The organism is Microbulbifer regidiadema (SeqCode) (assembly GCF_052467605.1).
Window position 1 is genome coordinate 555,276 of the sequence record NZ_CP174316.1, and the last position, 25,483, is coordinate 580,758.

The following is a 25,483-nucleotide window of genomic DNA, read 5'->3' on the forward strand; positions in this document are numbered from 1 at the left end:
AAGCATATATGGCATTTAATATCCCAATGTCATTAATCGAAGATCATCCCGATCATGTGATTTACGAATACTATCGTGAGAAATGGGAAACTGATTACTCTAAGCCAGCGTTCACGAAAGAAAGAATGAAGCTTGCTAGCCGGCAGGTCGGTCGCATTAGCTTTGATAAGAAAACGGAAAAATTTACGCAGTTATCAGGGCAGGAATGGGATTCTAACGATACTTTTTGCCAGCGGGCTTGCATTATGATTTTACGTCAGGCAAAGAGTGGTATGTGGCCTCAAGAAATGGCGTATCAGGCGTGAAGCCTAACGAATAAGGACAGAACGCGCGTAGCCGCGATCTTATCCAGTTGTTGGACTGTAGTGGTCAAGTATTTTTGGTCACCCTCTTTTGAGTATATCGAAATTTTTCTTCTGCCACATTTGGCGGCAAGCCGTCGTTATGTTGATGTGGCCGCACTTGGCTGTAGTAGCCAATAATGTAATCGTTGATTGACTGTTTTGCCGCAGGCAAACTTGAATAGCCTACTTCCGGCACCTACTCCCCCTTTAAGCTCCTGAAAAAGCGTTCAGTTGGTGCGTTATCCCAGCAGTTGCCACGACGGCTCAGGCTCTGCTTCATGTGGTAGCGCCACAGCAGCTGCTGGAAACTCTGGCTTGTGTACTGACAACCCTGGTCTGAGTGGAACATTACTCCTTCCGGCGCACCTCGAGACTCATAGGCCATTGTTAACGCCTTCTTTACCAGGCTCGTATCTGGAGACAGCGATAATGCCCAGCCTACGGGTTTTCGTGCAAACAAATCCAGCACTACCGCTAGATAGGCCCAGCAAGTCCCCACCCAAATATATGTGATATCACCAGCCCAAGCTGCATCTGGTTTCTCGACGTCAAACTTCCGATTCAGCCGATTTGGAATATCAAGATGCGCTTGTTCCGCCTTCCTGTACCTATGCGAAGGGGGCTGGGAGCTTTCCAAACCCAGCAATTTTATTCGCCGGCCAGCCCTGTAGCGACTTAGTGGAACTCCAGTTTGTGTCACTATTTTTGCGATAGAACGAGCGCCGGCAGAGCCGTTACTAGCCTTATGTGCAGCCTTAACCAGTGCCTGGAGCTTCAGTTCCTCTGGGGCCGGCTCTGTAGGCCTGTTACGCCAAGCCCGATAGCTACTGCGATGAATATCAAATACCAGGCAAAGGCGTTGAACAGGGTGGCTCTCCTGCAACCGCTGGACTATCGAGAATTTTTCAGCGAGTCCGACATCAAGAGAGCTGTAGCCTTTTTTAGGATTTCCTTCTCCTCCTCAACTAACCGCAGTTTCCGCTCCAGCTCCTGTATGCGCCGCTGCTCCGGCGTTAAGGCGCTGCCAGTTGGCGTCTTGCCTACCCTCTCCGCGCGCTGCTTCCAGCTTGAACTCTGGGTTGAATTTTCTTTTTGAGCTAGCCATCTATCCACCTGACCTTCATTGAAAGTGATAATATCACTCAAATTCAGGTGGCCAAATTTACTATGCCACTACACTCGCGCTTGAGGATATGCTTCCAGAAGAACTGTAGGCCATTGCGATCAACCTTAACGGTACTCCAAGAATGGGAGTCCACCAGCTCAGAAAAATATTGTTCGAGTTTATCGGTTGAGATTTTATCGGGGCAGGCATTAAAATGCCCAGACAAGCGCCGCACAGCTCGCGCGTAAGCGTCAATAGTTCTCTGGCTGAGCCCTTGCAGTTTTAGGGTGCGTAGATGGCGCTGATAAAGGCTGTTGAAACGGCGCTGCTCTTTAGGTGTCATGATAAGCTCCTTTAATCTTCAGTCCGAATTGGACTGAAAAGAGCTTAGCTTGTGAGGCGTTTATTCTGCCGCGAAGCGGCTTCGTTCAATGGGCTTTGAATAGGATTCAAATATGTGTATAAAACACAGGCGCGGCGTTATGTGTAGTTTGAGATCGATATGAAGAAGATCACAGCTTATTGTAGTAGTGGCATATCTCGGGCTGGGGGCTTGTTTTATTCACCTCCTTGGCGAGTTTTACGCTACAAAAATGATGGAAGTCCTAACTGAAAACCCATCACCAGACTTGTATGCTAATGATCATGGCTTCCAGTACGTTGCTTTCTGGTTTCCATGGGGCATGGCGTTGGCTTTTTTGTTGATCTTGTCAGCAGTAGCACTTCACAAAAATCTAGGGAGGACTCGTGCTAAAAACACATAACAAGTTTGTCAACGATCGCCCTTCGGGCTGGACAGCTTTAAGCGTGGCTTCGCCACAAGACTGCCCGTTACAAAGGCGTTAGCCACCGAGGAATGTATGAGACTAATTTATTTAACGCTTCTATTTATTTCTTCGTATTCTTTTGGGAGTACGAATAGCTTTATGTTTTTTTCAGAGACAATTAATGAAGAAATAACAGTTCAAGTATCTTTGCCAGACACATACAAACATTCCGATACTTTCAAATATCCAGTATTGGTAGTTTTGGATGGTTCGACTCAATTTGAACATGTCGCGGCAAGTGCGAGATTCTTAAGTACTTATGCAATCATTCCAGAGATGATTGTTGTTGGCGTAAACACTCCTTATAAACGACTAAAGTTCTATACTCACACAGAGCCTGAAGAGTATAGAAACCGTTCTGGGCAAGCTGAGTTATACAAGGAATTTTTACAAGGTGAACTGTTAAATAAGATACGAAAACAGTATCGTTTAGCACCATATCAAATCATTTCTGGACACTCATTATCGGGCTTATTTACTAGTTACTTAGCTTTAAGTGAAGGTTCGGAATTTAATGCTGCAATTTCAATAAGTCCGAGTTTGTGGTGGGACGAGGCTACTCTTATAAGTGAGTACTCAAAATATCAACAGTTTAAGAGGAAAAAACCTATAAAGTGGTTCTTGAGCTTAGCAAATGAACCACATGATGAAATGAAAGGTGCATTTAAAGCAATGATAGAATCACTCAGCAAAGAATCGCCAAATAATGTAATTTGGGCTCATTCCACTTTCCCGAATGAGACTCATGACAGTACACCCTTGATAGGTAACAGCCAAGCACTTAAATCTATTTTTGATGGGTGGAATGCTGTGCCAGAGGTAGACGTGATGCCACTAATGAAATTGGAAGATTTTTATTTAGCTAAATCAACTGAGTATGGCTACACATTTCCTATGTCTGCTCACCAATTTAATGTATACGGATTAAAAGCAGTCTATGAGGGTAAAGTTAATTGGGGAGTAGCGATATTGGAGCGAGGAGTAAAGATCTTTGAAGCATCGGAAATTCTTTGGGATAGTTTGGCGACAGCATATTCACTTAATAATGAGTTTAAAAAAGCAGTTGATGCATCTGAAAAGGCATTGTTTCTCGCAAAAAGAAATAGCTCGTTGTTTCTTAGTGAAATTGTTGCTCAAAACAAAGTGTTGAAAGATAAAGTGGCTAACAAAGCCTTAAAGTCGGATTCGTAACAGTTGGCTCGGTTCCGCTTCGCTTCATATTTTAGCCAACAATTACTCACCGCTTAAGGCGGCGTTATGAATGGAGGCAGTAATTGAAAGTGAGTAAACGGCAATTGGTCTTCCTGTTGCTCGGCATATTATCTGGGTTTGTTGCGTGGTACTCGCTTGGTGCTGTACCTTCATGCGCTCATTTTGATATTAAGGGTTTCTGCACAGAGATATTCGCCGTGTCACAGAACGAAGCTGTGCTAAGCATGGAGTCAAATTGCTTTCGATTAGCTGAAATATCAAGCTCTTTGTGTGATTACACATTTAGGCTGGGCATGGTTGCGCTGGCCTTGGGTATAGCAACACTAATTATTAGTATTAGAGAGTTAATCTACGCTAATGTCGCTGACAATTGGAGTAACGAAAATTTATAAATCGGGTAGCCGGTAGCCGGTAGCCGGTAGCCGGTAGCCGGTAGCGGTAGTTTCTAGCTACCGGCCCCCACACCACCCATCGTGCGGGTCCGCAATGGGCGGTTCCCTATCCGTAATGAATCTCTACCCAGCGGTCACGTAACGAAATCAAGCCCATCTTTTGGAAAAGCTCATTGTTGAGTGCAATATGAATACCTTCGGTCTTTGCATTTCGCCAGTAACTCTTACCGGACGATCCACAAGTGACAGCCAGTGATTCACTCACACCCATGCGTAGTAAGTTTCGGGCTTTCGTTCTCACTTTACGCCAGTTTTCCAGTAGCTCATTCTCAATCTTCGTCGTATCCAGCAGTCAAGATCGATACATTTTTGATAGCCTTGCGCTATACCAAAATAATTGATCCAACCACGGAGGAACACGGTAAGTTCTTTCAGTTTCTTTTCCATAGAAATACCACGGGATCGCCCTGTAATCTGGCGGATGCGGTATTTAAATTGGAGCAGGGACTTATCATGCCAGACGAGCCTTGCACCGCGAAAAGAGAATCCCAAAAACTTACAGCGGCTGACAGGAACTACTTGGCTTTTAGTATCGTTAACTTTGAGCTTAAGCTTGCGCTCAACAAGGCGTTTAATACTCGCCATAACCCGTTCACCCGCGCGCTTAGAAGCAACAACAATCACAAAATCATCCGCATAGCGAACAGAATCATGTCGGCGTTTTTCCAGCTCTTTATCGAGCAGGTCGAGTACAATGTTGGAGAGCAGCGGCGATAAAGGGCCCCCTTGTGGCACCCCCTCATGACAGGCTTTCCAGCATCCATCTTCTACACTTCCTGCACGCAAGTAACTTGCGATGAACTTGAGTAAACGCTTATCGCTGATTCTTTGGCCAAGTAAACTCATGAGGAAGTCATGGTTGACCCGGTCGAAGAACTTAGGTAAATCGACATCTACGGCTATTCGCTTCCCGCCTTCGATATACTTCTGTAGTTTTTTCACCGCATGATGCTGTGATCGCTTTGGGCGGAATCCATAGCTGAACTCCGAAAAGGTTTTATCGAAACTGGGACCGATGATTTGGGCGATAGCCTGCTGAATAACACGATCAAAGATCGTAGGTATCCCGAGCCCACGCTGGCCACCATCTGGCTTGCGAATGTAGACGCGCCTGACGGGAAGCGGCTGGTAATGACCCTGTCGAATAGTCTCGATGAGGTCGTCGCCAACTGCCTTGAAGTGCTGCACAAAATTATCGACAGTAATCCCGTCAATGCCTGCGGCACCTTTGTTGCTTCGCACGTGTTTCCATGCAGCATTAAGATTTTCTTTGCTGAGGATGGTTTCAAGCAGATTTTCATTTGAATTGAGTGTCATGGCAGTGCGCTACGTCAATTTTATATCCGGCTGGCAACACATCGGTAGGCTAGCCCTGTCTTTTAACTCGTGGATTTTGGGTTCAGGCCTTCACCGTATCCAAGGTATTAATCTTGGCATTAGGCTACTATGCCGTCGGCTGACTTCTGTTCAATCACCTTGGCCATTACTGGCCGAGGCGCCGCTCGCTGTGTTCCACCAATTTTGTTTACCCCCCGCGATGGTGGCTAGCGGGCTGGGCCTACTTATGAGTCAGCGGCCACGCTGACAGCTTTACAGCAGCAGGTTGAACAGATCTCCCCAGATAAGAGCGTGAACTTTTACTACACAACTGCATCATTTACTCTACCCGTTAGACCACATGGCTTCGGTATCCTTGGCTACCTCGCCTCCAGGCTAAGCCTTATATGATGTTTCTGTTCGTCAGCTCGTAGCTTTGCTAGCGGCTTCCTCCCCACAAGACCTCACGGTCTTGCAGTTGCCATTTGCTAGTAGTTAGCATTTAATGGAGACCATTAAATGGTGATCCTCCTACAGGGGACTTTCACCCCATTAGTTCACGCCCATGCTGGGCGTACCAAGGGCCAGCAACGGACCTCCGGCCGCTGTGGGCGGCGTTAGTGCGACAAGCGAAGCTTGTTGTATCTTGCTGGGTGAAAGTCCCAGCCTGGTAAGAGTTAGCCACTCACCAGTATCGGGTCTGCGTTGTGCGGAGCTTTAAATTAGGAGTATTTGAGAGGCAGGATGCACGAGCGAACAATCAACGTGAAGCGTAGGCAGAGAAATATGTAGGCCATAGGGAGTGCGCGCTCCTGAAGTGCTGGTGTCGCTTCGAAAAGCAAATTCTAGGTGACGAGGCTTGTAACGTGGTCGAAGTCCATACAAAGCAATCGACTCAGGAGTGAATTTTTTTCGCTACCTGAATGGCAAGATTATGGAGACCTAGCGGAGTTCTTAAGCCGTGGCATGCATACAGAGATGTAATGAGAACTTGTGAGACCCAAGGTAACTCCCAAAGGAATGGGTAGGGCAGTGTAGCTGAATAAGCGAGACGAACGATGGTGTCTTGGGAGTCGGACCAGCTCATAGTAGTCGGAGGGCGGGAAAGCCGTCTACAGGGCGAAGGGGCTGGCAGTTATATTGAGCTTGCAGTCGATACATACACCGGACATGTAGGGCTGGATATTGTATGAAAACAAAAGTGCAAGCATTACATTCAGTTGAATCTGAGTCTATACACTTCAGTCATTGGGTGAAAAGGCGAAGATGGGTGGAGTGAATAGCTTTGATAGGATTTAGCTGCGCGGTAAATAATATAACTGAGGAGCCGGATGCGGTAATTCCGCACGTCCGGATCTGCGTGGGGGCAGTCGGGTAATCGGCTGCCCTACCACTACTACCCCCACATCAACATAGTCATAAGGATCGTGTAATGACAGTAAAAGCATTAAAAGACATTCTTATTCAAAAAGGAAAAGTTGATTGCTATTTTGATGAGAAGGTTCCAGTTAATTTATGGAGAGCCTTAAAGAAAAAATCAAATCAAGCTATTTTTTATTTTTTTTAGGAGCCTACAATTTTATCCAATGGCCGCTCTAGGATAGCTGACATTAAAGTCTATAAGCATTCAAATGGTGAGAAGTGGGTTTCTGTAGAAAATAGGCCAAGAGGTGTAAGCACTTTTGATAAAGAAGGAGTGCCTCCTGGTAAAGGCTGGGAATATTATAAAATCCCGGCAGGAACAATAATCCCTGATGGTTTAGCTATCGTACGTGATGGATACAATAAAAAGTTTGACGCAATCCACTATACAATAGCTCCGGCCTATGATATGTCTTTAAGACAATTTAAAACTGCTTTAGCTGCATTTGCTGCTGAACTATTTGAAAAGGCTGTATAAATGAAGATTTCAAATACATTTGCCCCTTTATTATTGTCTGCTGTTCAAGATGCAATAATTTATCAGGAAGGGTTTCTTAAGAGCGAGACAATAAAGGATAAAACTGATTATGAAGAGTATGTATTGCAATTATCCCAGCTCCTAGAGGTTTTAAAAGAAGAATATAAGGAAGTCGAAGCAGAGGTAGGACTACCTCTAGAAAAAATCCTGAAGTAAACAGGTTATAAATCGGGTGGCCGGTAGTTTCTAACTGCCGGTCCCCACACCACCCATCGTGCGGGTCCGCAATGGACGGTTCCCTATCCGTAATGAATCTCTACCCAGCGATTACGTAATGAAATTAAGCCTATCTTTTGAAAAAAATCATTGTTGATTGCAATGTGAATACCTTCGGGTTTTGCATTTTGCCAGTAACTCTTACCGGACGATCCACAAGTGACAGCCAGTGATTCACTCATACCCATGCGTAGTAAGTTTCGGACTTTCGTTCTCACTTTACGCCAGTTTTTCCAGTAGCTCATTCTCAGTCTTCGTCATATCCAGCAGTCAAGATCGATACATTTTTGATAGCCTTGCGCTATACCAAATAATTGATCCAGCCACGGAGGAATACGACAAGTTCTTTCAATTTATTTTCTCAATTGTGCAAGCCCATAGCAAGGCTTTAACAGGTGGTTTAGGTGACGCCTATGGTGCACCTGAATCAAGCGTGTATGTTAGGTATGGCATTTGGCTAGAGAGGTAAAAGTCCTCTTATTAGGTGCCAGGGCAATCGTACCGGTATTTTTTAAGCATAGAAATCAATTATGCGGTGTAGTGGGCCAATCTATATTTCCGCCGGGTTAATAAATTTTTGCTTGATCAGCAGCTGAACAGCTTGTCTCGTCCAGAGTGTATAGGCCAGCTTCATTTGATCCGGGCGTTTATTGACAATCAATTGCTTGATGGTTTTCTCTTGCTCTTCTGAGAGTAGACGGTCGGTCCCAGGCTTTCGCTCCAGCATTTTGGCTGAAATTCCTTGGGTGCCATGAGCAAGATATGCTCGATACCATTTTCCAACGGTTTCAAAATGGACGCCAACAAGGTTGGCAATTTTTTGTCAACACTTCGGATAGCTTACCGAGGGCTACTTTATCAAAGGTCTAAGGTGCTCTAGAGTTGCCGATAACTGAGCTGTATGGCTGTAAGCCGCAGGGTTACTGGGCTAAAACTGTCCGAAGTGTTGAGGTATTACAAAATATATTTTCTGCGTATAGTGGTTGTTTGTCTAAAACTGCGCAGCCGCTAAAAAAATTAAAGACTATTTCCTCGATACAAGAATGCCGTACAAAAGCGATGGGAAGTAGTCATTATCTTTGTAAGCACAATTATGTCACTGAATAGCATCATTCTTGTGGGTATAGAAGTTGCCCCCTATGCTTAGATAGAAAACAGCTCCAGTGGGTTGATCAGCAGCGTCGTAAATTATTTGATACAGAACATTTTTATGTGGTCTTTACTGTACCTCATGAGTACCTGTCATTATGGCAATACAACGAAGAGAAGCTTACAGATATACTCTTTTTGTCGAGCAAAGAAACTCTGCTTGAATTAATGGCGAGTGAAGACTATCACGGAGTAACTCCCGGGATGCTTATGGCTCTGCATACCTGGGGAAGACAGTTAACTTTACATCCTCATATACACTGTTTGATAACTACTGGCGGTTTGACTTTAAGGGAGAAGTGGAAAGAAACAGGTAAGTATTTATTACCTGTGCGAGTGGTTAAGAGTCTTTATAGGGGAAAGTTTCAAGCGCTGTTACTAGAGCAGTATCGTGCTGGGTTACTTAAGCTGTCTCCCAGTTGGTCAATTGGCCAGTTTGACATTCTCTTTAAAGTTTGCTATAGCAAAGAATGGTCAGTTCGTACTCAAGATCGATATGAGCATGGACAAGGAGTGCTTCTATATTTTTCACGATATATCAAAGGTGGCCCGCTGAAGCCAAAGCAAATATTAAATGTAGATCATAAGGGGCTCGGATTTCGTTATTTTGACCATCGTGACCATCGTGACCATCGTGACCAGCGACTACGATCAAAACCTGAAGAGTTCTTAAGGCGTGTCTTGCAGATCATACCTCCGATAGGTAAACACATTGTACGGAGTTATGGATTATATGCTGGGTACAATGAGAAAAAGCACGATCTATGTAGTAACCAAGAGGGTTTAATGAAAGATCAATCACTCCCAGCAGGATTGCAAATCCAAAATCTGGTAGTAGAGTGTGGGCAGCGCCATGAATCTATAAAGTTGGGTGGTAGAGTGTGGTCTAAGGCAAAAAAAGGAATTTCCTTTATAAAGGGGGCGGCTCGGCCAAATAGTGCCGACGGGAATGTACAACATGGCGATGAACCAGGCACTGCAGGAATGGGCCTCTTTGGTTCGGCCTACATTCAATGCCAAGTCATTTTTTTACCGCTTGCAGTGCAGGTTATCTTAGCGTTATACCTCGGTATCCCGTTTTAGAATCAGGTTGGTCGATTGCGCAGAGGGTTCGCTGGCGGCACACTACCACTAGAACAGGACAAGAAGGGCGTATATTTCCTCAATTCATATAGGAGTAGAACTGGTGAGAATCCCCAGATCGAAGGTGTTTACTATTTCAGGAGCATTAATCTTCATGGCGTGCTGCTATGCATTTATCAAATATATCTTCTGGGAACCATCCGGAGTTGAGCGAGGTTCATTTGTTTACCAGTTAAAAATCCCAAAAATTGTAAAAAACTACCCAACTTGGGGTGAACAGGGAATGCCACTGTATGACCTGAGAATAGCTGATGGTGAAAAGCCGGGTATGGTAAAAGTCTACTACACAAGTTCTTTAGATTTTCCCAGTCTTATTTCACAGGTGAAAAAACTCAATTTTAACTGTACCGGTCCGGCAGAAAAAAATGTGATCTGCTTTAAAGATGGAGAGTATAGTGAGCGGTATGAAATAAATTTTAAGAAAATAAAAGCAGGAACCGAGGTAACGGTTTACATCATAGGAGAGTATTAGTGAGCAAGCGAGAAGATATACTGGATGGAAGAATACAGGGCAACTGGATGAAGAACTATGGACTTATGTATACTTGTAATGCTGGCTGGCTAGATTTGGGGCATTTAAATCCTAATAACTCCAGACAAGAAATTGGTGCTGCAAATTTATGGCGTACCATTAAAAATGAGGGTGCAAATTTATCTCACTGTCATGTCCAAACCCGAAGAGGCATCCGTTCTACGGATAATGGAAATTGTAGTGACAAGTTTTCTGATGGTTCTGCTGGATTTCAAGTCTACTACCGACAAGATCACGGGGGGATTCCAGGAAAGCCTGGCAGCGAAGGTCGATATCTAGTAAAAAAGGGGCTAAATGTTGAGCAGAAAAAGCGGGTGGCTCTTAGTATTTTAATGGAAGTGACGATGAAGTTTGAAAATCTTCAGAAGGTTGCTGGTTGGTTGGGGATTACTGACAGCGGTTATAGTCAGGAAGATTTAGTGTCAAACCTTATTGGGTTTTACATAGCAACAGGAGAAGTTAACAGGATGACAGCTATTTCAGCGTGCGACCCTGTTTCAGACCAGACTGCAAAAAGAATATGGGACGAGGAAGGCTCTGTCGGAAGTAATAAAAACAAAAAATGGAAGCCCTTATTAGCTCAAAGTACCAATGTGGACAATGGTGTAGCTTGTATTGATGAGTGTGCATTAAGCGAAAAGAAATTCCCTAAGGTTTTCCAAAGAATTCAGCCTATTATAAAGAGCATTTGGCATAAAGACTTATTTTTATGAGGTTGAATGATTGGAGCCTATAACAAAGGTCGACCCACAATATCGAAAGAACGGCCTTTACAGGACGTTGCCGAAGGGCTAGTTTGTAACCTTGTGATTGCCATTATTGGTAATGTGATGATATATGAGGAGGTGAATCGTTGTAGTGTGCAGTTTGTGTGCCCTACACTGTAGGGGGATAATGAGATACTTCGCCACCTCGATTTAGTGCCATGAGAAATGTTGAGACGATCTTCAGAGAAGTAGAGAGTATAGCGGATTTTATCGGACACAATATTGATTCTGCAACCTACACAAATGGATATGGAGATATGCCTTTGCATGTTGTTGCCAATTGGGGTGATTGTGAGGCTATATCAATTTTAGTCAATGCCGGCGCTAATATAGATGCAGTTGGAGAGTCTGGATTTACGCCTTTACACTGTGCGGCAGAGCAAAATAAAGCGGATGCTATTCTTCTGCTGCGCAGGTTGGGAGCTGCGATTGTTCAAGATGATGCTGGTGACACACCGTTAGAGCTTGCATGTTTACTTGGTAATAAAGAGGCGATCGATGCACTCAGGCAAAGTATTTAATGGGCCGCTTAAATGCGATCTCTATCCAGTTGTAAAATTTTGGACTGCACCAGGCTTGTTGCGTGTTAGTTTTTTTAGCTACAGTTGATAGTCGTTGAGATATTTGGAATGCTAGGGAGTATGGGTGATGAAAAAGAAGATTATTTTAACTTGTACGATATTAATGTTATTTGGGGGGATAGGCCTGGCATCTTCACCTTTCATTTATTCAATGAAACCATCTGCAAAAGCGAAGGCGGGGCGATCGCAGCACGACATTTCAAGGTTAGAGGCTGGAGACTTTATTTTTGAGGGCTTTGATCGAGCTAGTGCATGGGATGAAAGCGTATTAATCATCAAAGACTGGGATGGCTCAATCTATTCATATATGGTTCCGATAGAGCAGGGAAAAGTTATCATGCCTGATAGGTGGTGGGGATGGGGTTATTTCCATTGCGCTAACTTTGGTCCAGAAATGAGGGTTGATAACAAAATCAAAAAATCGGGCTACATTAAATGTCACGATACTGATGTGTCAGAATGGCAGCGGGAAGAGTGGGTGTGGTCGTATAGCGGAAAGTCGCAGAAATCTTGGGTGGAGAGTATGTACTCGCCCGGCCACGAGATTAATGGCAATTACCTCTATATTAACCGGTGATATAAGCGTGCTAACAAGCCGGTAAGGCTTGTTTCAGTTCTTTGGGGTGCTATTGGCTGGCGCAGACTGCGTACGCTGTGCTGAGGGCTGTGATCGGAGGCTCCGGGGGTTGCTTCTGTCGACTAAGGCGGTGAAGTAAGTTGGGTTCTATGTTATTAAGGTCCATATTATTTGCTGAAGTAGTTTTTTGATTATGTCTATGTTCCAAAAATTAAAAGCATCGATAGGTATTGGTGCGGCTAAAGTTGACACTGTTGTGCAAAATCCTGAGCTGGTTCAGGGCGATGTTATCAAAGGGGCTATCCATATCTCTGGTGGTGATATTGACCAGCAGATTGATGCTATTTGCTTGAAGTTGTGCACAGAAATGAAGGTGGAAACCGATGAGGGAGTAAGCTATGAGCGTTTTGTGCTGGGCGAGTTGCAGGTGCAAGAGCCCTTTACTATCGGTGCTGGTGAGAACCAGGAGGTGCCTTTCGAGCTGGCATTACACCAAGAGACACCGGTAACGGTGTTAAATACGCGTAAGAATAAGTGCTATGTGTGGCTGGAAACCTCGCTGGATATTGATTTTGCACTAGACCCCAAAGATCGGGACCCCTTGCAGATAAGACCTTTGCCGGTTGTGGAGAGGGTCCTTTCCATGATTGAGGATAGCGGCTTTACAATGGTCAAAGCGGATGTGGAGAAGGGGCATCTGCGCGGCGGTAATTTCGCCTCCCAGTCCGGCTGCTATCAGGAGATTGAGTTTAAGAATAGTGGTCTGCTGAGCTCTAAAGAGATTGAGCTTTCCTTTATTGTTGATGGCAATCAGGTGCATTGTTTGGCAGAGATTGATCGCAGGTTCGGTCTGCGTGGCGATCAATATTATTCGTTCTCATTGGCGCAGGATGCCAGCGATGATGAGGTTGCTACAGCTGTTCAGTCCGTTTTGTCGCAGTAGTAGCGCTGTTCGCGATAATCTGGCTGTGTCCGGCAGCCAGATTATGGTCATTAGGCCTTTGGTGGCAGGCTTGGGTCTGACTTACCAAGAGTGACCTGAGCTAATCTGCCTTGGCTCTTTGCCGGCACCGGGTTTCCCTGGTGCTGAGGGATTCCTCCCAGAGGCTGGCCCACTCTCTCAGCGGATCAAGGGTCCCCATTAGCGAAACCCCTAGATCTGTCAGTTGATATCCATTCGTACACTTATTGATCAATTTAGCTTCGCTCAACTGTTTGATTCTTGTATTTAGTACCGATGGGGACATGGCATCACACTGGGCTTGGAGTTCCCTGAAGCTCCGGGGTGCGTTCCTCAGTTCCCACAGTATTCTCATATTCCATTTTCGCCCGAGCAGATCGAATACAGCCATGATGGCTATACCGCTAGTCGAGCCTCTGACATTTTTTTTGGGTAGGGGAGTTGTCATGGTTCTTGCGCTTCTAAATTAGTAGCGTTACAGTTGCTACGAAATCAGTAGCAATCTTATGGTGTTTTTAGAGAAGAGGGAATGGCTGTGTTTCTAGTGGATATGCATTTTAAGGATATGGAAAAGCTAACCCCAGAGTTGACTGCGGAGCATAGGCTTTATCTGGAAGAGGAGTACAAGTCTGGAAGTTTACTCTTTGGGGGAAGGAAAAATCCCAGGACTGGTGGGGTTATTGTTTCTCGTCACAACAGTGAAGAAGCCTTGCGGAGAGTACTTGATGAGGACCCCTTTATAAAAAGTGGAGTGGCAGTTTATTCGCTAATCGAATTTGAGCCTGTTATGGCCTCTGAACAGTTTTTACACCTTCTAAAGATGAGTTCGCATTAACAGTCTTAAGAGTAAGCTCAAAGAGGGAGTGCCATCGCATTAATCCCCAACCGTTTTGAAGGGGATACCATAGCCTGGAGGACAGATGAAGCTCTCCAGGCCACATGTAACTTGATCAATCTGAAGTATCGTCTATTTAGCACTATTGCCTGAAGAAAGGTACGTGATGGCACCATTAAATTAAATGATGCCCGATCACCAATCTCCGATGATTTCCATTTAAACTACTGCTTGGGGATTATCCTCTACCGCCAAGGTGGGAAGAGTAGCTATCTATTAGATTGGTGGAGGCTATTTCTGCAAGCTTAAAGTGGTGTAAACAGCTGATATATGGCCCCTAAGGAGGGGAGAGATGTTATGTTTTTAGTGAACTTGAACTTCCCGGATCTAGAAAAGCTGACCCCAGAGTTAATGGCGGAGCATGTGAGCTACCTGGAAGGACACTATAAGTCGGGAGACCTGCTTTTTGGGGGAGCGAAAGAACCTAGAACTGGCGCGATAATTATTTCACGCCACCCCTCCGAGGAGGTTCTGAGAAAGGTCCTGGAAGAAGACCCTTTCACAAAACATGGGGCGTCGACATTTACGATTACCGAGTTTGTCCCCGTTATGGCTTCAGAGGAATTCTCCAGCTTACTGAAAGAACCCTAGATTGGGTTCTTCCGATACTTGTGTTACTTCTTGCTCAGGCAACCTTCGACCACGTTATTCGCTAAGGTCTGCGGTGATCACCGAATCAGAAAAGCTCTGGTAAGCGGCTTCAAAAGTCTGCGACATGGCATCTGGGAAGAGGTGGAAATCCCCGTTTCCTAGCGCGGCAACAATTTCCTCAGCCACTGCGCTGGGGGATTCCCCGTCCTCCAGCCCAGCCTGTTTGGCCATATCTGTTTTGATGGGGCCGGGGTGAACACTCAAAACTTGTACGCCTCGCTCCTGAAGGGTTTCTCGAAGTGCTTGGGTAATTGCGTAGCTGGCAGCTTTGGATGCGGAATAGGTGCTAATGTGTGGGAAGGTGCGCAAGGATGCGACCGAATTCATTTGTACCAGGGCGCCTTTGCTCTTTTCCAAATGGGGGGCGAATGCCTTGGCTACACGGACAAGCCCAAAGGTATTCACTTCCAGTTCCTGCTTAAGTGAGTCCTCTACATGGTCGCTAAGCGGGTCTGCGGGCGCAAGTACCCCGGCATTGTTCACCAGAATATCCAATTCCTGAATTGCCTTTGCCGCCGCTCCTACACTTTGGACTTTTGTCACATCGAGTTCCAATGTGATCACTTTGTCGCCATATTTTTCTGTCAGTTCGGACGTTGCCTCTGGGTTGCGCACGGCCAGATAGACTTTTTTTGCGCCACCGTCGAGAAAGCGCTCGACAATTGCCTTGCCAATTCCGCGATTCGCTCCAGTTACAAGAGCGGTTTTTCCTTCGATTGAAATGCTCAATTCCATTCTCCTGTGAAGGGTTGGGTCAATATTGTACCGATCGGTATGGTTTGAGCTAAGTCTTACCGATCGGTACAATATTGTCAAAACAATTTTTGGGAGATTGCCAATGGCGGGACGCAAGCCGGAGTTTGACAAGGCGCATGCGCTGGAATCAGCAACGAAAGTCTTTTGGAAAAAAGGCTATGTGGGCGCCTCAATGGCGGACCTGACCAAGGCTATGGGGATTAATAAGCCAAGTCTGTACTCTTCCTTTGGCAATAAGGAGAAACTGTTTGTTCTTTCGTTGGGGCAATACCTGGATAGATATGCCAAAGACCGTATGCGCTTCCTGACGGAAGAGGGAGTGCCGTTGCGGCAGCGATTGCATGGTTATTTGCTGGCTACCGTTCAAGGGCAGGCCGGGGAGGGGACCCCGAGGGGCTGTTACCTGGCGTTTGGACTATCGGAAACTGCCGGTGACGCTTTGCCTTCTGATGCCATTGACGCTTTAAAAGCTGCTGACGCAGAGGCGGTAAAGCAACTGGTTGATTTGTTTCATTTTGATAAAGAGTCCCAGGCTTTAGGGCTGGATCGGCGTGCCGAGGAGTGCGCTATGTACCTGATTACCTTGTTGCATGGCACGGCATCGGTATTGCGATCTGGGCGAGAACTCAAGGAGGTGGAACCCTCTTTGGAGTTTGCGCTCGATGGATTGGGGTTGGAGTCGTGATGGAAGTAGAAATTTAGACCCCTGAGTATTCAGAGGTCTAAATTGAGCTTTAGAAGCGTCGACGGAACATGGGTAGCGGTTGGTCCACCCCTGCTTGGTAGCTGTCACCAAAATCGCTCATCGAGTCTTTCAGGCTTGCCAAAGGCTGCTCGCCTTCAAACGCGTAGGCGTTAAAGCCGCAGCGCTGTAGATAGGTCAGCTGGTCGCGCATAAATCCGCCTACTGCACGCAGCTCACCGGTAAAGCTGTAGCGCTCGCGCAGCATGCGGCCGGCGGTAAAGCCTCGGCCATCGGCAAACGCGGGGAAGTGCACAGCGATTACTGGCAACTTGGGGGCCTCTTCGGCAATCAGCTCTGCGCCTTCTTCGCTGTCCAGCCACACACCGATTTCGCCACTGCGGGATGCCAGCGCATCGCGATGCGCCTGCCACTGGCGTAGCGGCAGGATAATTTTGCCGGAGGGCAGGGTGCTGAGGTCCAGCTCTTCTCCCGCTTCCAGTTGGGGCAGCAGCTGCCACTCATTGGTCTTTACTTCGCCATCGATAATCAGTTCTGCGGGGTTGCCCGGCTGCGGGCCCAGTTTAGCTGGCTTTGGCATAAACTCTCTCCTTGAAGGGCTGAAGGCCGATGCGATTGTAGGTGTCGATAAAGGGCTCTTCCGTTTGGCGTTGCTCGACATAGAGGTCGAGGATTTTGCCGATTACTTCCGGCACTTCGGCGCGGGAGAAGCTGGGGCCCAATACTTTGGCCAGGCTGGCGTCGTTAGATGCACTGCCACCGAGCTGGATCTGGTAGAACTCTTCGCCTTTTTTGTCGACCCCGAGAATACCGATATGCCCCACATGGTGGTGGCCACAGGCATTCATACAGCCGGAAATATTCAGGTTGAGGTCGCCCAGGTCGTAGAGGTAGTCCATATCGTCGAAGCGGCGCTGGATGGCTTCCGCTACGGGAATAGATTTGGCATTGGCCAGGGAGCAGTAGTCGCCGCCGGGGCAGCAGATCATATCGGTGAGGGTGCCGATATTGGGAGTGGCGAAGCCGTGCTTGCGGGCCTGTTGCCAGAGTTCGAACAGTTTGTCCTGTTCGACGTCGGCGAGCACCACGTTTTGGTCGTGAGTTACACGGGCTTCACCAAAGCTAAAGGTGTCGGCGAGATTGGCGATGGCCTCCAGTTGGGCATCAGTGACATCACCTGGCGGTACACCAGTGGGTTTGGTGGACAGCTTGATCGCGCGATAACCGGGTACCCGATGGGGGTAGGTGTTGCGCTCAAGCCAGCGGGCAAAGGCCTTTTCGCTGTCGGCTTGTTGTTGCAGGGAAGCTTCGCTAGCCGCTCCGTCAAACTCGCGGTATTCCGGGGCGGTGAAGAAGGACTTGGCCCAGTTGAGTGCTTCCTGGGTCAGTTTCTCAGCGCCATCTTTGATGTGCTGCCACTCTTCTTCCACGCGGCGGCCAAACTCTTCCGGGCCGAGAGCTTTCACCAAAATTTTAATGCGCGCCTTGTACTTGTTGTCGCGGCGGCCCAGCTGGTTGTAGACGCGAACAATCGCCTCAAGGTAGGAGAGCAGGTCTTCTTCCGGCAGGAAGTCGCGAATGGTCTCGGCAATGACCGGCGTACGGCCCTGGCCACCGCCCACTAATACCTGAAAACCGATCTCTTCACCGCGCTTAACGATTTGTACGCCGATATCGTGTACGCGAATTGCTGCGCGATCCTGTACCGAGCCACTGACGGCAATTTTGAATTTGCGCGGCAGGAAGGCGAATTCCGGGTGGAAGGTAGACCACTGGCGAATCAGCTCGCAGTAGGGGCGCGGGTCGGCAATCTCGTCGAGGGCGATGCCGGCGTAGGGGTCCGAGGTGGTGTTTCGGATACAGTTGCCGCTGGTCTGTACAGCGTGCATCTCCACTTCCGCCAATTCATCGAGAATGGCGGGTACATCTTCCAGCTGCGGCCAGTTGAACTGGAGGTTCTGGCGCGTAGTGAAGTGGGCGTAACCTTTATCGTAGTCGCGGCTAACGCGCGCGAGACGGCGTAACTGGACGCTGTTGAGCAGGCCGTAGGGAACGGCGATGCGCAACATGGGGGCCAGTCGCTGAATATAGAGGCCATTTTGCAGGCGCAGCGGTAGGAATTGTTCCTCGCTTAACTCGCCGGCAAGGTAACGTTCCGTCTGGCCGCGGAACTGGGCTACGCGATCGTTGATGATGGCGCGGTCCCGGTCGTCGTATCGATACATAACAGCTTGATTCCATTGCCTTTGTGCGCTGATGGTGGAGAAAGGGGCAGGCCCCGGACAATTCTCCGCTGGCGCATAACATACCAGCGCTCTTATGCAATAAATAACAATATTTTCCGCTATATCTCTAACCAACAGTTATAAGAGGGGATAGTGGACCCTCTGCCTGCCAACGGTTGGAGGTTTACTCGGGGCGTTGGGGTCTGGGTTGCTGAGGTGTGCTGCTCAATTTTTGATCGGGCCTCAGTCAGTTGAGTGTAGTGACTTTAGCCGATAGCTCGATATAGCCAAGCAAATTTGGCTAGCTGTGAATTGGTACCATCTTTCCGTTTGCCGACAGTGATATAAATCGCGAATTGTCAGTCACGAATCATCTGCCCGAAAAGACAGGTGAGTGGTTGAGCGCTAAACATAATTACAAGAGGTCAACGGGATGGCTAAAGATATCCTTGCTGCGATGATTGAGTTTGATGACTCGTCAAAGTTCACTGGTGTGAGCAATACTAACTTCAGTGTATTTACAGGAGCAGTAGCTCGCGCTAAGGCGATGATGCAGGACTATCCTGACGATAAATATATCAAGATGCTGGTTGCACCAGAGTATTATTTCTCTGGCTATGCCTCTAAAGCCGTTACCAATCATATCGACTCCCTGAGTAAAGGTTCCAAGAGCGATATTTACTCCAGTCTGCGCACAGTTTCTCGCCAATACCCGAATATTTTGATTGTGGCAGGGACGATTGCTTATACAAAAGGCGGTGGATGCTTATCTTCACCCTCTTACCTGAGCATTGCGCCTATCCTGGCCGGTGGCAATTTTCTGCTGAAGAAATATAAAGTCGGTAACGATCAGTATCAGACCAAGGATAGTTTTGTGTCTAAGGTCAGTGGAAGTACCTTCTCGCACAAGGGCTTAACGTTTGGCATTGATATCTGTTTGGACCACAACAATAAAGTGCTAAAAAAATCACTGGACGGTAAAACTGTCGATGTACATATTCTAATCTCCGATGGTTCAAGCCCGAGTCCGGGCTCCCTGGCAACCAACAAAGATGGTGGTGGGGCCGTGGTATTTTGTAATATGACGAGCACTAACAAGGGTAAGGGGGTTAACGGAATCATGTCAGTCTCACCCAATAAGTGGGGTAACCTGAATGTCAACGTTGACAGTCGCAAACAGGTTGCCAAGACTGGCCAGGCCCTCAGCGGAGGATTCCATATTGCCCTTTACTCCGGGCAAGCCTAAAGAGACGGTTGGGCGGGCGGGTTGTCCCGCCTCACGTCGGTAATTTACAGGCGGCTAGTTGAGCGCTACACCGGCCGCTACAAATCTCTGTTAGTGCGTCGGTGACTTCCCGCTCAAAGTAAGTAGGTTTTGTTTAAGTATTGAGTTCTCGATTTCGTCATTTCAATTTCGCACTCTAATTGGGCTTCATTCCGCTGTCTGCCGCCACTGTGCAGTGTATAAAATGCATCGCAGTTTGCGCTTTTAAATTTAATCCAAGACCGCTGGCTTTTGATAAGGCTGTTTTTTAGCACAGTTTTGTCCACTAAACTGGCGGACAGCCCGCCGGCATCTATTCCTGTTATTATTTGTCGATAGGTATTGTTGAGCGCTTTGTCTGCCACTTCGAATTGAGCTTGTAGTTTGCATAGGCTTTCTGGCAGATCGCAATCTGCTTTGGCTTTTTCAGCGGAGATGCCTCCCGATAGGGCGGCTAAAATTAAGACTAGTGGCTTGTGCATAGGTTACCTGGAAGTAACGGGTTACTTTACTGTGGCGGGGCGAGAGTGCTCTTCCGCTTTTTCATATTTAAAATTGCAGTAGCAGTTGATGTGCAATTGTAAGGGGAACTGTTTCCAGTTACCGCCAAATATCACGAGTATATACGGCACCAAATTTTCCTGGTGATAACGAGTCGTTAATCGTGGCGAATTCAGTATGGTAAGGGTGGCTGCCATCGCTATAGAGGGTTTGGGCTGGACCCAGCTTGCAACCGCCGACTCAATTTGCTCTACTTGAGAGGCCGTTGTCGACGGCCCAACTACTTTAAATAACAATAAAGAATGATCGGAGAGATTCGATGGACGATGAAGTAGCTGTAGTTTCTGAAGATGATAATGTGGTAGATGCTATTGCGGCTGTAGCATTAGTTGCAATTTTCGTAGCCACTTGTGTTTTTTGGGTGGCCACGCGCTAGCCCGCTTCTGGCCCGGAGCTGTGTAGTCCCGGGCACCATGCTCACAACAATGCAAATAGATATAGTTACCGCTATTTGCATTGCTGTTAAGCGCTTTTAGCCCATATTGCCGAGCACGATTTTTACCAGAAGCGCCAAGCCGATCACAAAGATGGCGGTAAAAACAACGCCGGCAATAATGTAAGTCATAATACTGCCGCTCTGAAAATCCCGTTCACGATTTTTATTGCTCTGTACGCCGATCGCGGCGGCCAGGGTGCTGATTACCACCTGGCCCACATTGGGTTTTTTCGCCTTCTTGTTGTTTTCTTCCATGAAATTATTCCTCAAGATTGGGACGTAGCCAGCGCTCCAACTCCTGCTCGCTGACCCCTTTTCGTTCGGCCAGACTCTGCAACTGGTCCCTGCCGATCTTGCCGACATTAAAGTATTTTGCCTGGGGGTGGGCAAAGTACCAGCCGCTCACTGCAGCTGCGGGCATCATCGCAAAATGTTCGGTGAGGCTGACCCCAGCATTGTGCTCCGCTTGTAGCAATTTGAACAGGGTGGCTTTTTCCGAATGATCCGGGCAGGCCGGGTAACCGGGGGCAGGGCGGATGCCCTGGTAGGCCTCCTTGATCAGCTCTTCATTGCTGAGCACCTCGTCTGCCGCATAGCCCCAGTACTCTTTGCGCACCAGGCGGTGTAGTGTCTCGGCAAAGGACTCCGCCATGCGGTCCGCCAGGGCTTTTACCATAATGGCACTATAATCGTCGTGCTGGGCCTCGTAGTGCTCCGCCAGTTCATCTGCACCAATTCCCGTCGTTACCGCAAAGCCGCCCACATAGTCGATTTGCCCCGATTCCAGGGGGGCGACAAAGTCTGCCAGGGAGCGGCACAGGCCATCGCCGCCGCGTTTCTGTACCTGCTGACGCATATGGTGCAGGCGGGCCAGCTCTTCGCTGCGGCTTTCGTCCTTGTACACAATAATATCGTCGCCGACGCTATTGGCGGGCCAGAGGCCGAATACGGCGCGGGCGCGCAGCAGTTTCTTATCGATAATCTCTTTCAGCATCCGCTGGGCATTGTTGTACAGATCGGTGGCCGCTTCCCCGACAATTTCGTCCTCTAGGATCGCCGGGAATTTACCCGCCAGATCCCAGGAGATAAAGAAGGGGGTCCAGTCTAAGGTGTCGAGCAATTTCTCCAGGGGGAAATTGTCGATGACGGTGAGGCCCAGTTTGTTGGGGCGTGCGGGCTGGTAGTTGGCCCAGTCAAATTCCGGCGCTGTGTTCTGTGCGTCACCGTAGGTCAGGCGGGTGTCATTGCGCTTGCGGTTGGCGGTGCGGGTACGCACTTTTTCGTATTCGGCCTGAATTTTCTCTATAAAGGCCGGGCGCAGCTCATTGGATATCAGGCTACTGGCGACACCTACCGCGCGGGATGCGTCGGCTACGTATACCACCTGGTTGCGGTTAAATTGGGGGTCAATTTTTACGGCGGTGTGGGCTTTGGAGGTGGTGGCGCCGCCGATCAGCAGGGGGATATCAAATTCCAGGCGCTCCATCTCGGCGGCCACGTGGACCATTTCATCCAGGGATGGGGTGATTAGGCCGGACAGGCCGATAATATCGCAGGCCTTGTCCTTGGCGGTTTGCAGAATGGTTTCTGCGGGCACCATCACGCCGAGGTCGATTACTTCGTAATTGTTACAGGCCAGTACCACGCCCACGATATTTTTGCCGATATCGTGTACGTCACCCTTTACCGTGGCCATCAGGATGCGGCCGTTAGAGCGGCTGTCCTCGGTTTTCTCCGCTTCAATGTATGGCTGCAAGTAGGCGACTGCCTGCTTCATAACCCGGGCGGACTTTACAACCTGGGGCAGGAACATCTTTCCATCCCCAAACAGGTCGCCGACGATATTCATACCGTCCATCAGCGGGCCCTCGATAACGTCTAGAGGGCGGGAGGAGTTGGCGCGGGCCTCTTCGGTATCCTCTTCGATATAGAGGTTGATGCCTTTCACCAGGGAGTGCGCCAGGCGCTCTTTGACCGGCAACTGGCGCCAGCTCAGGTCCTCTTTGCGCGCGCTACCGCCGCCACCGCCCTGGTATTTGGGCGCGATTTCCAGCAGGGCCTCGGTGGCATCGGGGCTTTGGTTGAGAATGACATCCTCAACCTTTTCCCGCAGTTCCTTCGGCAGGTCGTCGTAAACGGCCAGCTGGCCGGCGTTGACGATCCCCATATTGAGGCCGGCTTTGATGGCGTGGAATAGAAATACAGAGTGGATAGCCTCGCGCACCGGGTTGTTGCCGCGGAAGGAGAAAGAGACGTTGGATACACCGCCGCTGATCTGTGCGCCGGGCAGGTTTGCGCGAATCCAGCGGCAGGCCTCGATAAAGTCCACCGCGTAATTGTTGTGCTCCTCAATACCGGTGGCGACGGCAAAAATATTCGGGTCGAAAATAATATCGGTGGGATTAAAGCCGACTTCATCGACCAGTACGTTGTAGCTGCGCTGACAGATTTCGATTTTGCGCTCGAGGGTGTCCGCCTGACCATCTTCATCAAAGGCCATCACCACCACCGCCGCACCGTAGCGCAGGCACAGCTTGGCTTTGTCGATAAACTCCTCTTTGCCCTCCTTGAGGCTGATGGAGTTCACAATGGGCTTGCCTTGAATGCACTGCAAGCCGGCTTCGATCACCTCCCACTTGGAGGAGTCCACCATAAATGGCACCTTGGCGATATCCGGCTCGGTCGCGGCAAGGTTGAGGAAGCGGCGCATAGCGGCGAGCGCGTCGAGCATCGCCTCATCCATATTAAAGTCGATGACCTGCGCACCGTCCTCCACCTGGGCGGCAGCCACTTGCAGGGCGGTGTCGTAGTCCTCCTCGAGGATGAGGCGTTTAAAGCGGGCGGAACCGGTGACATTACAGCGCTCGCCCACATTGACAAACAGGGAGGACTCCGCAGAGACAAAAGGCTCCAGACCGGATAGGCGCAGCGCGGGTTTAATTTCCGGCAGCTGTCGCGGGGGCATGTCGGCCACCGCTTCGGCAATTGCGCGAATATGATCCGGGGTGGTGCCACAGCAGCCGCCGAGGATATTGATAAAACCGCTGCGGGCAAATTCCGCTACGATTGCGGCGGTTTGCTCTGGGGTTTCGTCGTACTCGCCAAATTCGTTAGGCAGTCCCGCGTTGGGGTGGGCCGAGACATAAGAGGCGCAGGTGCCGGACAGGGCCTCTATATAGGGGCGCAATTCGGTGGCGCCCAGGGCGCAGTTCAGGCCGACAGAAATCGGCTTGGCGTGTGCAATGGAGTAGTAAAAGGCCTCGGTAGTTTGGCCGGAAAGGGTGCGCCCGGAGGCATCGGTGATGGTGCCGGACATCATTATCGGCAGCTCGAACCCCAACTCCTCAAACAGCTGCTGCATGGCATAGATAGCGGCCTTGGCATTGAGAGTGTCAAAAATCGTTTCAATAAGGATCAGGTCACTGCCACCCTCTATCAGGGCGCGGCCGGCTTCTACATAATTTTCTACCAGCTTATCGAAAGTGACATTGCGCGCACCAGGATCATTGACGTCCGGTGAGATACTGGCAGTGCGGGACGTGGGGCCGATTACCCCGGCCACCCAGCGCGGGCGCTCCGGTGTGGAGAACGCATCTGCGGCGCGGCGCGCGATCTCTGCGGAGGTGCGATTAATCTCTGTGACCAGATGCTCCATATCGTAATCGGACTGGGACAGCTGGGTCGCGTTGAATGTATTGGTTTCAATAATATCGGCGCCGGCTTGCAGGTACTCCCGGTGGATCTTCTCAATCAGCTCTGGCTGGGTCAGGCTCAACAGGTCGTTGTTGCCCTTCAAGTCACGGGGAAAGTCGGCGAAGCGTCCGCCTCTATAATCGGCTTCTCCCAGCTTCTCCCTTTGGATCATGGTCCCCATAGCGCCGTCTAAAATCAGGATGCGCTGTGTGAGCGCGGCATTAATTTGCTCGAGACGTTGGTCGCGGGACTGCTGGGACATTTACCAATCCTTATGTTGTCTATTCGGTTGCCTGTGGTGAAACTGGCGTCAATCGTACCATAGTCACACCTTGCCACTGGCCGCTACTTATGGCTTTTTGACTATTCCGCCACAATAACAGCGTAGTTTTAATTAAAGCTGAGCAATCTATGGGTACTTTACGGCTTATTCTAACGATAAAATTCTAGACGACCGGTCTAGTTGGGTGTAAGGTGCGGTTTATGAAAAGCAGCTATGAAGATACTCGCCAACACCTTCTGGATACGGGCTACACCGTGATGGCCGTAAAAGGTTTTTCCGGTGTCGGCTTGAGTGAAATCCTCAAGACCGCCGGTGTGCCGAAGGGGTCCTTTTATCACTACTTTAAGTCCAAGGAGCAGTTTGGCGTGGCTCTGCTGGAGGATTATTTTCGCGGCTATCTTGAGCAGATGGACGCTGTCTTTTCCTCCCGGGAGCAGTCGGCAGCCGACAATCTATTGGCTTACTTTGAGGCTTGGCAGAAAAGTAGTGGCGAGCGCTGCGATACGCACCGCTGTCTAGCGGTTAAGCTGGGTGCAGAGGTGGCGGATTTGTCTGAGTCGATGCGCCTTATCCTTCGGGATGGAACGGAGCAGATTATTCAGAAGCTTCAGGGCTGTATTGAATTGGCGGGAGAGGACGGTTCTCTGCCCGTCTCATTAAATACCCGTGCAAAAGCGGCGGCCCTGTACCAATTGTGGCTCGGCGCCAGCCTGCTGGAGAAGCTAAACCGCAACGATATGCCGATGGCAGAGGCGATGAAGGCGACCCGGGAGATGCTGGGAAAAGACTGAAATTTTAACTGAGCCCGCAGAGGGAATACCGCTGCGGGTTTTTTTGTAATGTTGGATTAGACGACCGGTCTAATTTAACGGT

The 25,483-nt window shown here is 48.8% G+C and carries 26 protein-coding genes and 2 pseudogenes; 16 read left to right on the forward strand and 12 right to left on the reverse strand.

What is annotated here, in order from left to right:
* Nucleotides 1-8: 8 nt before the first annotated feature.
* The gene (locus tag ACJJIF_RS03265; protein WP_444930816.1) at nt 9-305 is read left to right on the forward strand and encodes a hypothetical protein; all 297 of its coding nucleotides are present in this window, start codon (nt 9-11) and stop codon (nt 303-305) included.
* A gap of 64 nt (nt 306-369) precedes the next feature.
* On the opposite strand, the pseudogene ACJJIF_RS03270 reads toward ACJJIF_RS03265, so the two are convergent.
* Nucleotides 370-1,496, reverse strand: a pseudogene (locus ACJJIF_RS03270) (IS3 family transposase).
* A complete protein-coding gene (locus ACJJIF_RS03275; RefSeq protein ID WP_444930817.1) occupies nt 1,493-1,792 on the reverse strand; it encodes a site-specific integrase in 300 nt (99 codons plus the stop codon). The pseudogene ACJJIF_RS03270 and the gene ACJJIF_RS03275 overlap by 4 nt, the downstream one beginning before the upstream one ends.
* A 583-nt stretch (nt 1,793-2,375) precedes the next feature.
* Here ACJJIF_RS03275 and ACJJIF_RS03280 point away from each other — a divergent pair.
* Nucleotides 2,376-3,467 carry an alpha/beta hydrolase gene (locus ACJJIF_RS03280; RefSeq protein WP_444930818.1) on the forward strand — a complete coding sequence of 364 codons (1,092 nt, stop codon included), beginning with the start codon at nt 2,376-2,378 and terminating at the stop codon, nt 3,465-3,467.
* Between the two features lie 710 nt (nt 3,468-4,177).
* Here the strand turns inward: ACJJIF_RS03280 and ltrA are convergent.
* Nucleotides 4,178-5,257 carry a group II intron reverse transcriptase/maturase gene (gene ltrA, locus ACJJIF_RS03285; RefSeq protein ID WP_444930819.1) on the reverse strand — a complete coding sequence of 360 codons (1,080 nt, stop codon included), beginning with the start codon at nt 5,255-5,257 and terminating at the stop codon, nt 4,178-4,180.
* 1,432 nt (nt 5,258-6,689) lie between these two features.
* Here ltrA and ACJJIF_RS03290 point away from each other — a divergent pair.
* From ACJJIF_RS03290 to ACJJIF_RS03300, 3 genes are read left to right on the forward strand one after another with little or no spacing between them, the layout of a single operon-like run.
* Complete coding sequence (locus tag ACJJIF_RS03290) at nt 6,690-6,824, forward strand: hypothetical protein (RefSeq protein ID WP_444930820.1); 135 nt, start codon at nt 6,690-6,692, stop codon at nt 6,822-6,824.
* 9 nt (nt 6,825-6,833) lie between these two features.
* Nucleotides 6,834-7,157: a Tse2 family ADP-ribosyltransferase toxin gene (locus ACJJIF_RS03295; RefSeq protein ID WP_444932311.1), complete on the forward strand. Its 324-nt coding sequence runs from the start codon at nt 6,834-6,836 to the stop codon at nt 7,155-7,157.
* Complete coding sequence (locus ACJJIF_RS03300) at nt 7,158-7,373, forward strand: hypothetical protein (protein WP_444930821.1); 216 nt, start codon at nt 7,158-7,160, stop codon at nt 7,371-7,373.
* 83 nt (nt 7,374-7,456) lie between these two features.
* Here the strand turns inward: ACJJIF_RS03300 and ACJJIF_RS03305 are convergent, their stop codons facing one another.
* Together ACJJIF_RS03305 and ACJJIF_RS03310 are read right to left on the reverse strand one after the other, a co-directional pair.
* Nucleotides 7,457-7,678 (reverse strand): hypothetical protein, encoded by a 222-nt coding sequence (locus tag ACJJIF_RS03305; RefSeq protein WP_444930822.1) that lies wholly within the window; start codon nt 7,676-7,678, stop codon nt 7,457-7,459.
* A gap of 305 nt (nt 7,679-7,983) precedes the next feature.
* The gene (locus ACJJIF_RS03310) at nt 7,984-8,160 is read right to left on the reverse strand and encodes a hypothetical protein (protein WP_444930823.1); all 177 of its coding nucleotides are present in this window, start codon (nt 8,158-8,160) and stop codon (nt 7,984-7,986) included.
* Nucleotides 8,161-8,552: 392 nt separating this feature from the next.
* Between ACJJIF_RS03310 and ACJJIF_RS03315 the strand changes: the two are divergent.
* The 6 genes and pseudogenes from ACJJIF_RS03315 to ACJJIF_RS03340 form a co-directional block, all read left to right on the forward strand.
* Nucleotides 8,553-9,665, forward strand: a pseudogene (locus ACJJIF_RS03315) (IS91 family transposase); the annotation flags it as partial.
* A 103-nt stretch (nt 9,666-9,768) separates the two neighbouring features.
* Nucleotides 9,769-10,197 carry a hypothetical protein gene (locus ACJJIF_RS03320; protein ID WP_444930824.1) on the forward strand — a complete coding sequence of 143 codons (429 nt, stop codon included), beginning with the start codon at nt 9,769-9,771 and terminating at the stop codon, nt 10,195-10,197.
* Nucleotides 10,197-10,970, forward strand: a complete 774-nt coding sequence (locus ACJJIF_RS03325) for a hypothetical protein (protein ID WP_444930825.1) — start codon at nt 10,197-10,199, stop codon at nt 10,968-10,970. The genes ACJJIF_RS03320 and ACJJIF_RS03325 overlap by 1 nt, the downstream gene beginning before the upstream one ends.
* Before the next feature lie 212 nt (nt 10,971-11,182).
* Entirely contained in the window at nt 11,183-11,545 is a 363-nt protein-coding gene (locus ACJJIF_RS03330; RefSeq protein ID WP_444930826.1) for an ankyrin repeat domain-containing protein, read from the forward strand.
* A gap of 127 nt (nt 11,546-11,672) precedes the next feature.
* A complete protein-coding gene (locus tag ACJJIF_RS03335; RefSeq protein ID WP_444930827.1) occupies nt 11,673-12,182 on the forward strand; it encodes a hypothetical protein in 510 nt (169 codons plus the stop codon).
* A 193-nt stretch (nt 12,183-12,375) separates the two neighbouring features.
* Nucleotides 12,376-13,125 carry a sporulation protein gene (locus ACJJIF_RS03340; RefSeq protein ID WP_444930828.1) on the forward strand — a complete coding sequence of 250 codons (750 nt, stop codon included), beginning with the start codon at nt 12,376-12,378 and terminating at the stop codon, nt 13,123-13,125.
* 100 nt (nt 13,126-13,225) lie between these two features.
* Here ACJJIF_RS03340 and ACJJIF_RS03345 read toward each other — a convergent pair whose 3' ends face one another.
* Nucleotides 13,226-13,591 (reverse strand): winged helix-turn-helix transcriptional regulator, encoded by a 366-nt coding sequence (locus ACJJIF_RS03345; protein ID WP_444930829.1) that lies wholly within the window; start codon nt 13,589-13,591, stop codon nt 13,226-13,228.
* Nucleotides 13,592-13,672: 81 nt separating this feature from the next.
* On the opposite strand from ACJJIF_RS03345, the gene ACJJIF_RS03350 reads away from it, so the two are divergent.
* Both ACJJIF_RS03350 and ACJJIF_RS03355 read left to right on the forward strand, forming a co-directional pair.
* Nucleotides 13,673-13,978 carry a YciI family protein gene (locus ACJJIF_RS03350; protein WP_444930830.1) on the forward strand — a complete coding sequence of 102 codons (306 nt, stop codon included), beginning with the start codon at nt 13,673-13,675 and terminating at the stop codon, nt 13,976-13,978.
* Nucleotides 13,979-14,335: 357 nt separating this feature from the next.
* On the forward strand, nt 14,336-14,629 hold the full coding sequence (locus ACJJIF_RS03355) for a YciI family protein (RefSeq protein WP_444930831.1): 294 nt from the start codon (nt 14,336-14,338) through the stop codon (nt 14,627-14,629).
* Between the two features lie 54 nt (nt 14,630-14,683).
* Here ACJJIF_RS03355 and ACJJIF_RS03360 read toward each other — a convergent pair whose 3' ends face one another.
* Complete coding sequence (locus tag ACJJIF_RS03360; RefSeq protein WP_444930832.1) at nt 14,684-15,418, reverse strand: SDR family oxidoreductase; 735 nt, start codon at nt 15,416-15,418, stop codon at nt 14,684-14,686.
* A gap of 109 nt (nt 15,419-15,527) precedes the next feature.
* Between ACJJIF_RS03360 and ACJJIF_RS03365 the strand changes: the two genes are divergently transcribed.
* Nucleotides 15,528-16,130, forward strand: a complete 603-nt coding sequence (locus tag ACJJIF_RS03365) for a TetR/AcrR family transcriptional regulator (protein WP_444930833.1) — start codon at nt 15,528-15,530, stop codon at nt 16,128-16,130.
* A gap of 49 nt (nt 16,131-16,179) precedes the next feature.
* Here ACJJIF_RS03365 and ACJJIF_RS03370 read toward each other — a convergent pair whose 3' ends face one another.
* Together ACJJIF_RS03370 and ACJJIF_RS03375 are read right to left on the reverse strand one after the other, a co-directional pair.
* The gene (locus ACJJIF_RS03370; protein WP_444930834.1) at nt 16,180-16,728 is read right to left on the reverse strand and encodes a DUF934 domain-containing protein; all 549 of its coding nucleotides are present in this window, start codon (nt 16,726-16,728) and stop codon (nt 16,180-16,182) included.
* On the reverse strand, nt 16,712-18,373 hold the full coding sequence (locus ACJJIF_RS03375; protein WP_444930835.1) for a nitrite/sulfite reductase: 1,662 nt from the start codon (nt 18,371-18,373) through the stop codon (nt 16,712-16,714). The genes ACJJIF_RS03370 and ACJJIF_RS03375 overlap by 17 nt, the downstream gene beginning before the upstream one ends.
* Nucleotides 18,374-18,806: 433 nt before the next feature.
* On the opposite strand from ACJJIF_RS03375, the gene ACJJIF_RS03380 reads away from it, so the two are divergent.
* Nucleotides 18,807-19,619, forward strand: a complete 813-nt coding sequence (locus ACJJIF_RS03380; RefSeq protein WP_444930836.1) for a hypothetical protein — start codon at nt 18,807-18,809, stop codon at nt 19,617-19,619.
* Nucleotides 19,620-19,732: 113 nt separating this feature from the next.
* On the opposite strand, the gene ACJJIF_RS03385 is transcribed toward ACJJIF_RS03380, so the two are convergent.
* From ACJJIF_RS03385 to metH, 3 genes are all read right to left on the reverse strand, one after another.
* On the reverse strand, nt 19,733-20,119 hold the full coding sequence (locus tag ACJJIF_RS03385) for a lysozyme inhibitor LprI family protein (protein WP_444930837.1): 387 nt from the start codon (nt 20,117-20,119) through the stop codon (nt 19,733-19,735).
* 551 nt (nt 20,120-20,670) lie between these two features.
* A complete protein-coding gene (locus ACJJIF_RS03390; RefSeq protein ID WP_444930838.1) occupies nt 20,671-20,889 on the reverse strand; it encodes a DUF2970 domain-containing protein in 219 nt (72 codons plus the stop codon).
* A 4-nt stretch (nt 20,890-20,893) separates the two neighbouring features.
* Nucleotides 20,894-24,589: a methionine synthase gene (gene metH, locus ACJJIF_RS03395; RefSeq protein WP_444930839.1), complete on the reverse strand. Its 3,696-nt coding sequence runs from the start codon at nt 24,587-24,589 to the stop codon at nt 20,894-20,896.
* 221 nt (nt 24,590-24,810) lie between these two features.
* On the opposite strand from metH, the gene ACJJIF_RS03400 reads away from it, so the two are divergent.
* Complete coding sequence (locus ACJJIF_RS03400) at nt 24,811-25,401, forward strand: TetR/AcrR family transcriptional regulator (RefSeq protein ID WP_444930840.1); 591 nt, start codon at nt 24,811-24,813, stop codon at nt 25,399-25,401.
* The last annotated feature ends 82 nt before the right edge of the window (nt 25,402-25,483 follow it).

Bases quoted from the DNA above. Each gene is read 5' to 3' on its own strand.
- ACJJIF_RS03370 (WP_444930834.1), bottom strand. From the start codon at position 16,728: ATGCCAAAGCCAGCTAAACTGGGCCCGCAGCCGGGCAACCCCGCAGAA.
- ACJJIF_RS03390 (WP_444930838.1), bottom strand. From the start codon at position 20,889: ATGGAAGAAAACAACAAGAAGGCGAAAAAACCCAATGTGGGCCAGGTG.
- metH (WP_444930839.1), bottom strand. From the start codon at position 24,589: ATGTCCCAGCAGTCCCGCGACCAACGTCTCGAGCAAATTAATGCCGCG.
- ACJJIF_RS03375 (WP_444930835.1), bottom strand. From the start codon at position 18,373: ATGTATCGATACGACGACCGGGACCGCGCCATCATCAACGATCGCGTA.
- ACJJIF_RS03355 (WP_444930831.1), top strand. From the start codon at position 14,336: ATGTTTTTAGTGAACTTGAACTTCCCGGATCTAGAAAAGCTGACCCCA.
- ACJJIF_RS03340 (WP_444930828.1), top strand. From the start codon at position 12,376: ATGTCTATGTTCCAAAAATTAAAAGCATCGATAGGTATTGGTGCGGCT.
- ACJJIF_RS03365 (WP_444930833.1), top strand. From the start codon at position 15,528: ATGGCGGGACGCAAGCCGGAGTTTGACAAGGCGCATGCGCTGGAATCA.
- ACJJIF_RS03335 (WP_444930827.1), top strand. From the start codon at position 11,673: ATGAAAAAGAAGATTATTTTAACTTGTACGATATTAATGTTATTTGGG.
- ACJJIF_RS03265 (WP_444930816.1), top strand. From the start codon at position 9: ATGGCATTTAATATCCCAATGTCATTAATCGAAGATCATCCCGATCAT.
- ACJJIF_RS03300 (WP_444930821.1), top strand. From the start codon at position 7,158: ATGAAGATTTCAAATACATTTGCCCCTTTATTATTGTCTGCTGTTCAA.
- ACJJIF_RS03385 (WP_444930837.1), bottom strand. From the start codon at position 20,119: ATGCACAAGCCACTAGTCTTAATTTTAGCCGCCCTATCGGGAGGCATC.
- ltrA (WP_444930819.1), bottom strand. From the start codon at position 5,257: ATGACACTCAATTCAAATGAAAATCTGCTTGAAACCATCCTCAGCAAA.
- ACJJIF_RS03380 (WP_444930836.1), top strand. From the start codon at position 18,807: ATGGCTAAAGATATCCTTGCTGCGATGATTGAGTTTGATGACTCGTCA.
- ACJJIF_RS03350 (WP_444930830.1), top strand. From the start codon at position 13,673: ATGGCTGTGTTTCTAGTGGATATGCATTTTAAGGATATGGAAAAGCTA.
- ACJJIF_RS03345 (WP_444930829.1), bottom strand. From the start codon at position 13,591: ATGACAACTCCCCTACCCAAAAAAAATGTCAGAGGCTCGACTAGCGGT.
- ACJJIF_RS03305 (WP_444930822.1), bottom strand. From the start codon at position 7,678: ATGAGCTACTGGAAAAACTGGCGTAAAGTGAGAACGAAAGTCCGAAAC.
- ACJJIF_RS03280 (WP_444930818.1), top strand. From the start codon at position 2,376: ATGTTTTTTTCAGAGACAATTAATGAAGAAATAACAGTTCAAGTATCT.
- ACJJIF_RS03310 (WP_444930823.1), bottom strand. From the start codon at position 8,160: ATGCTGGAGCGAAAGCCTGGGACCGACCGTCTACTCTCAGAAGAGCAA.
- ACJJIF_RS03275 (WP_444930817.1), bottom strand. From the start codon at position 1,792: ATGACACCTAAAGAGCAGCGCCGTTTCAACAGCCTTTATCAGCGCCAT.
- ACJJIF_RS03330 (WP_444930826.1), top strand. From the start codon at position 11,183: ATGAGAAATGTTGAGACGATCTTCAGAGAAGTAGAGAGTATAGCGGAT.
- ACJJIF_RS03290 (WP_444930820.1), top strand. From the start codon at position 6,690: ATGACAGTAAAAGCATTAAAAGACATTCTTATTCAAAAAGGAAAAGTT.
- ACJJIF_RS03400 (WP_444930840.1), top strand. From the start codon at position 24,811: ATGAAAAGCAGCTATGAAGATACTCGCCAACACCTTCTGGATACGGGC.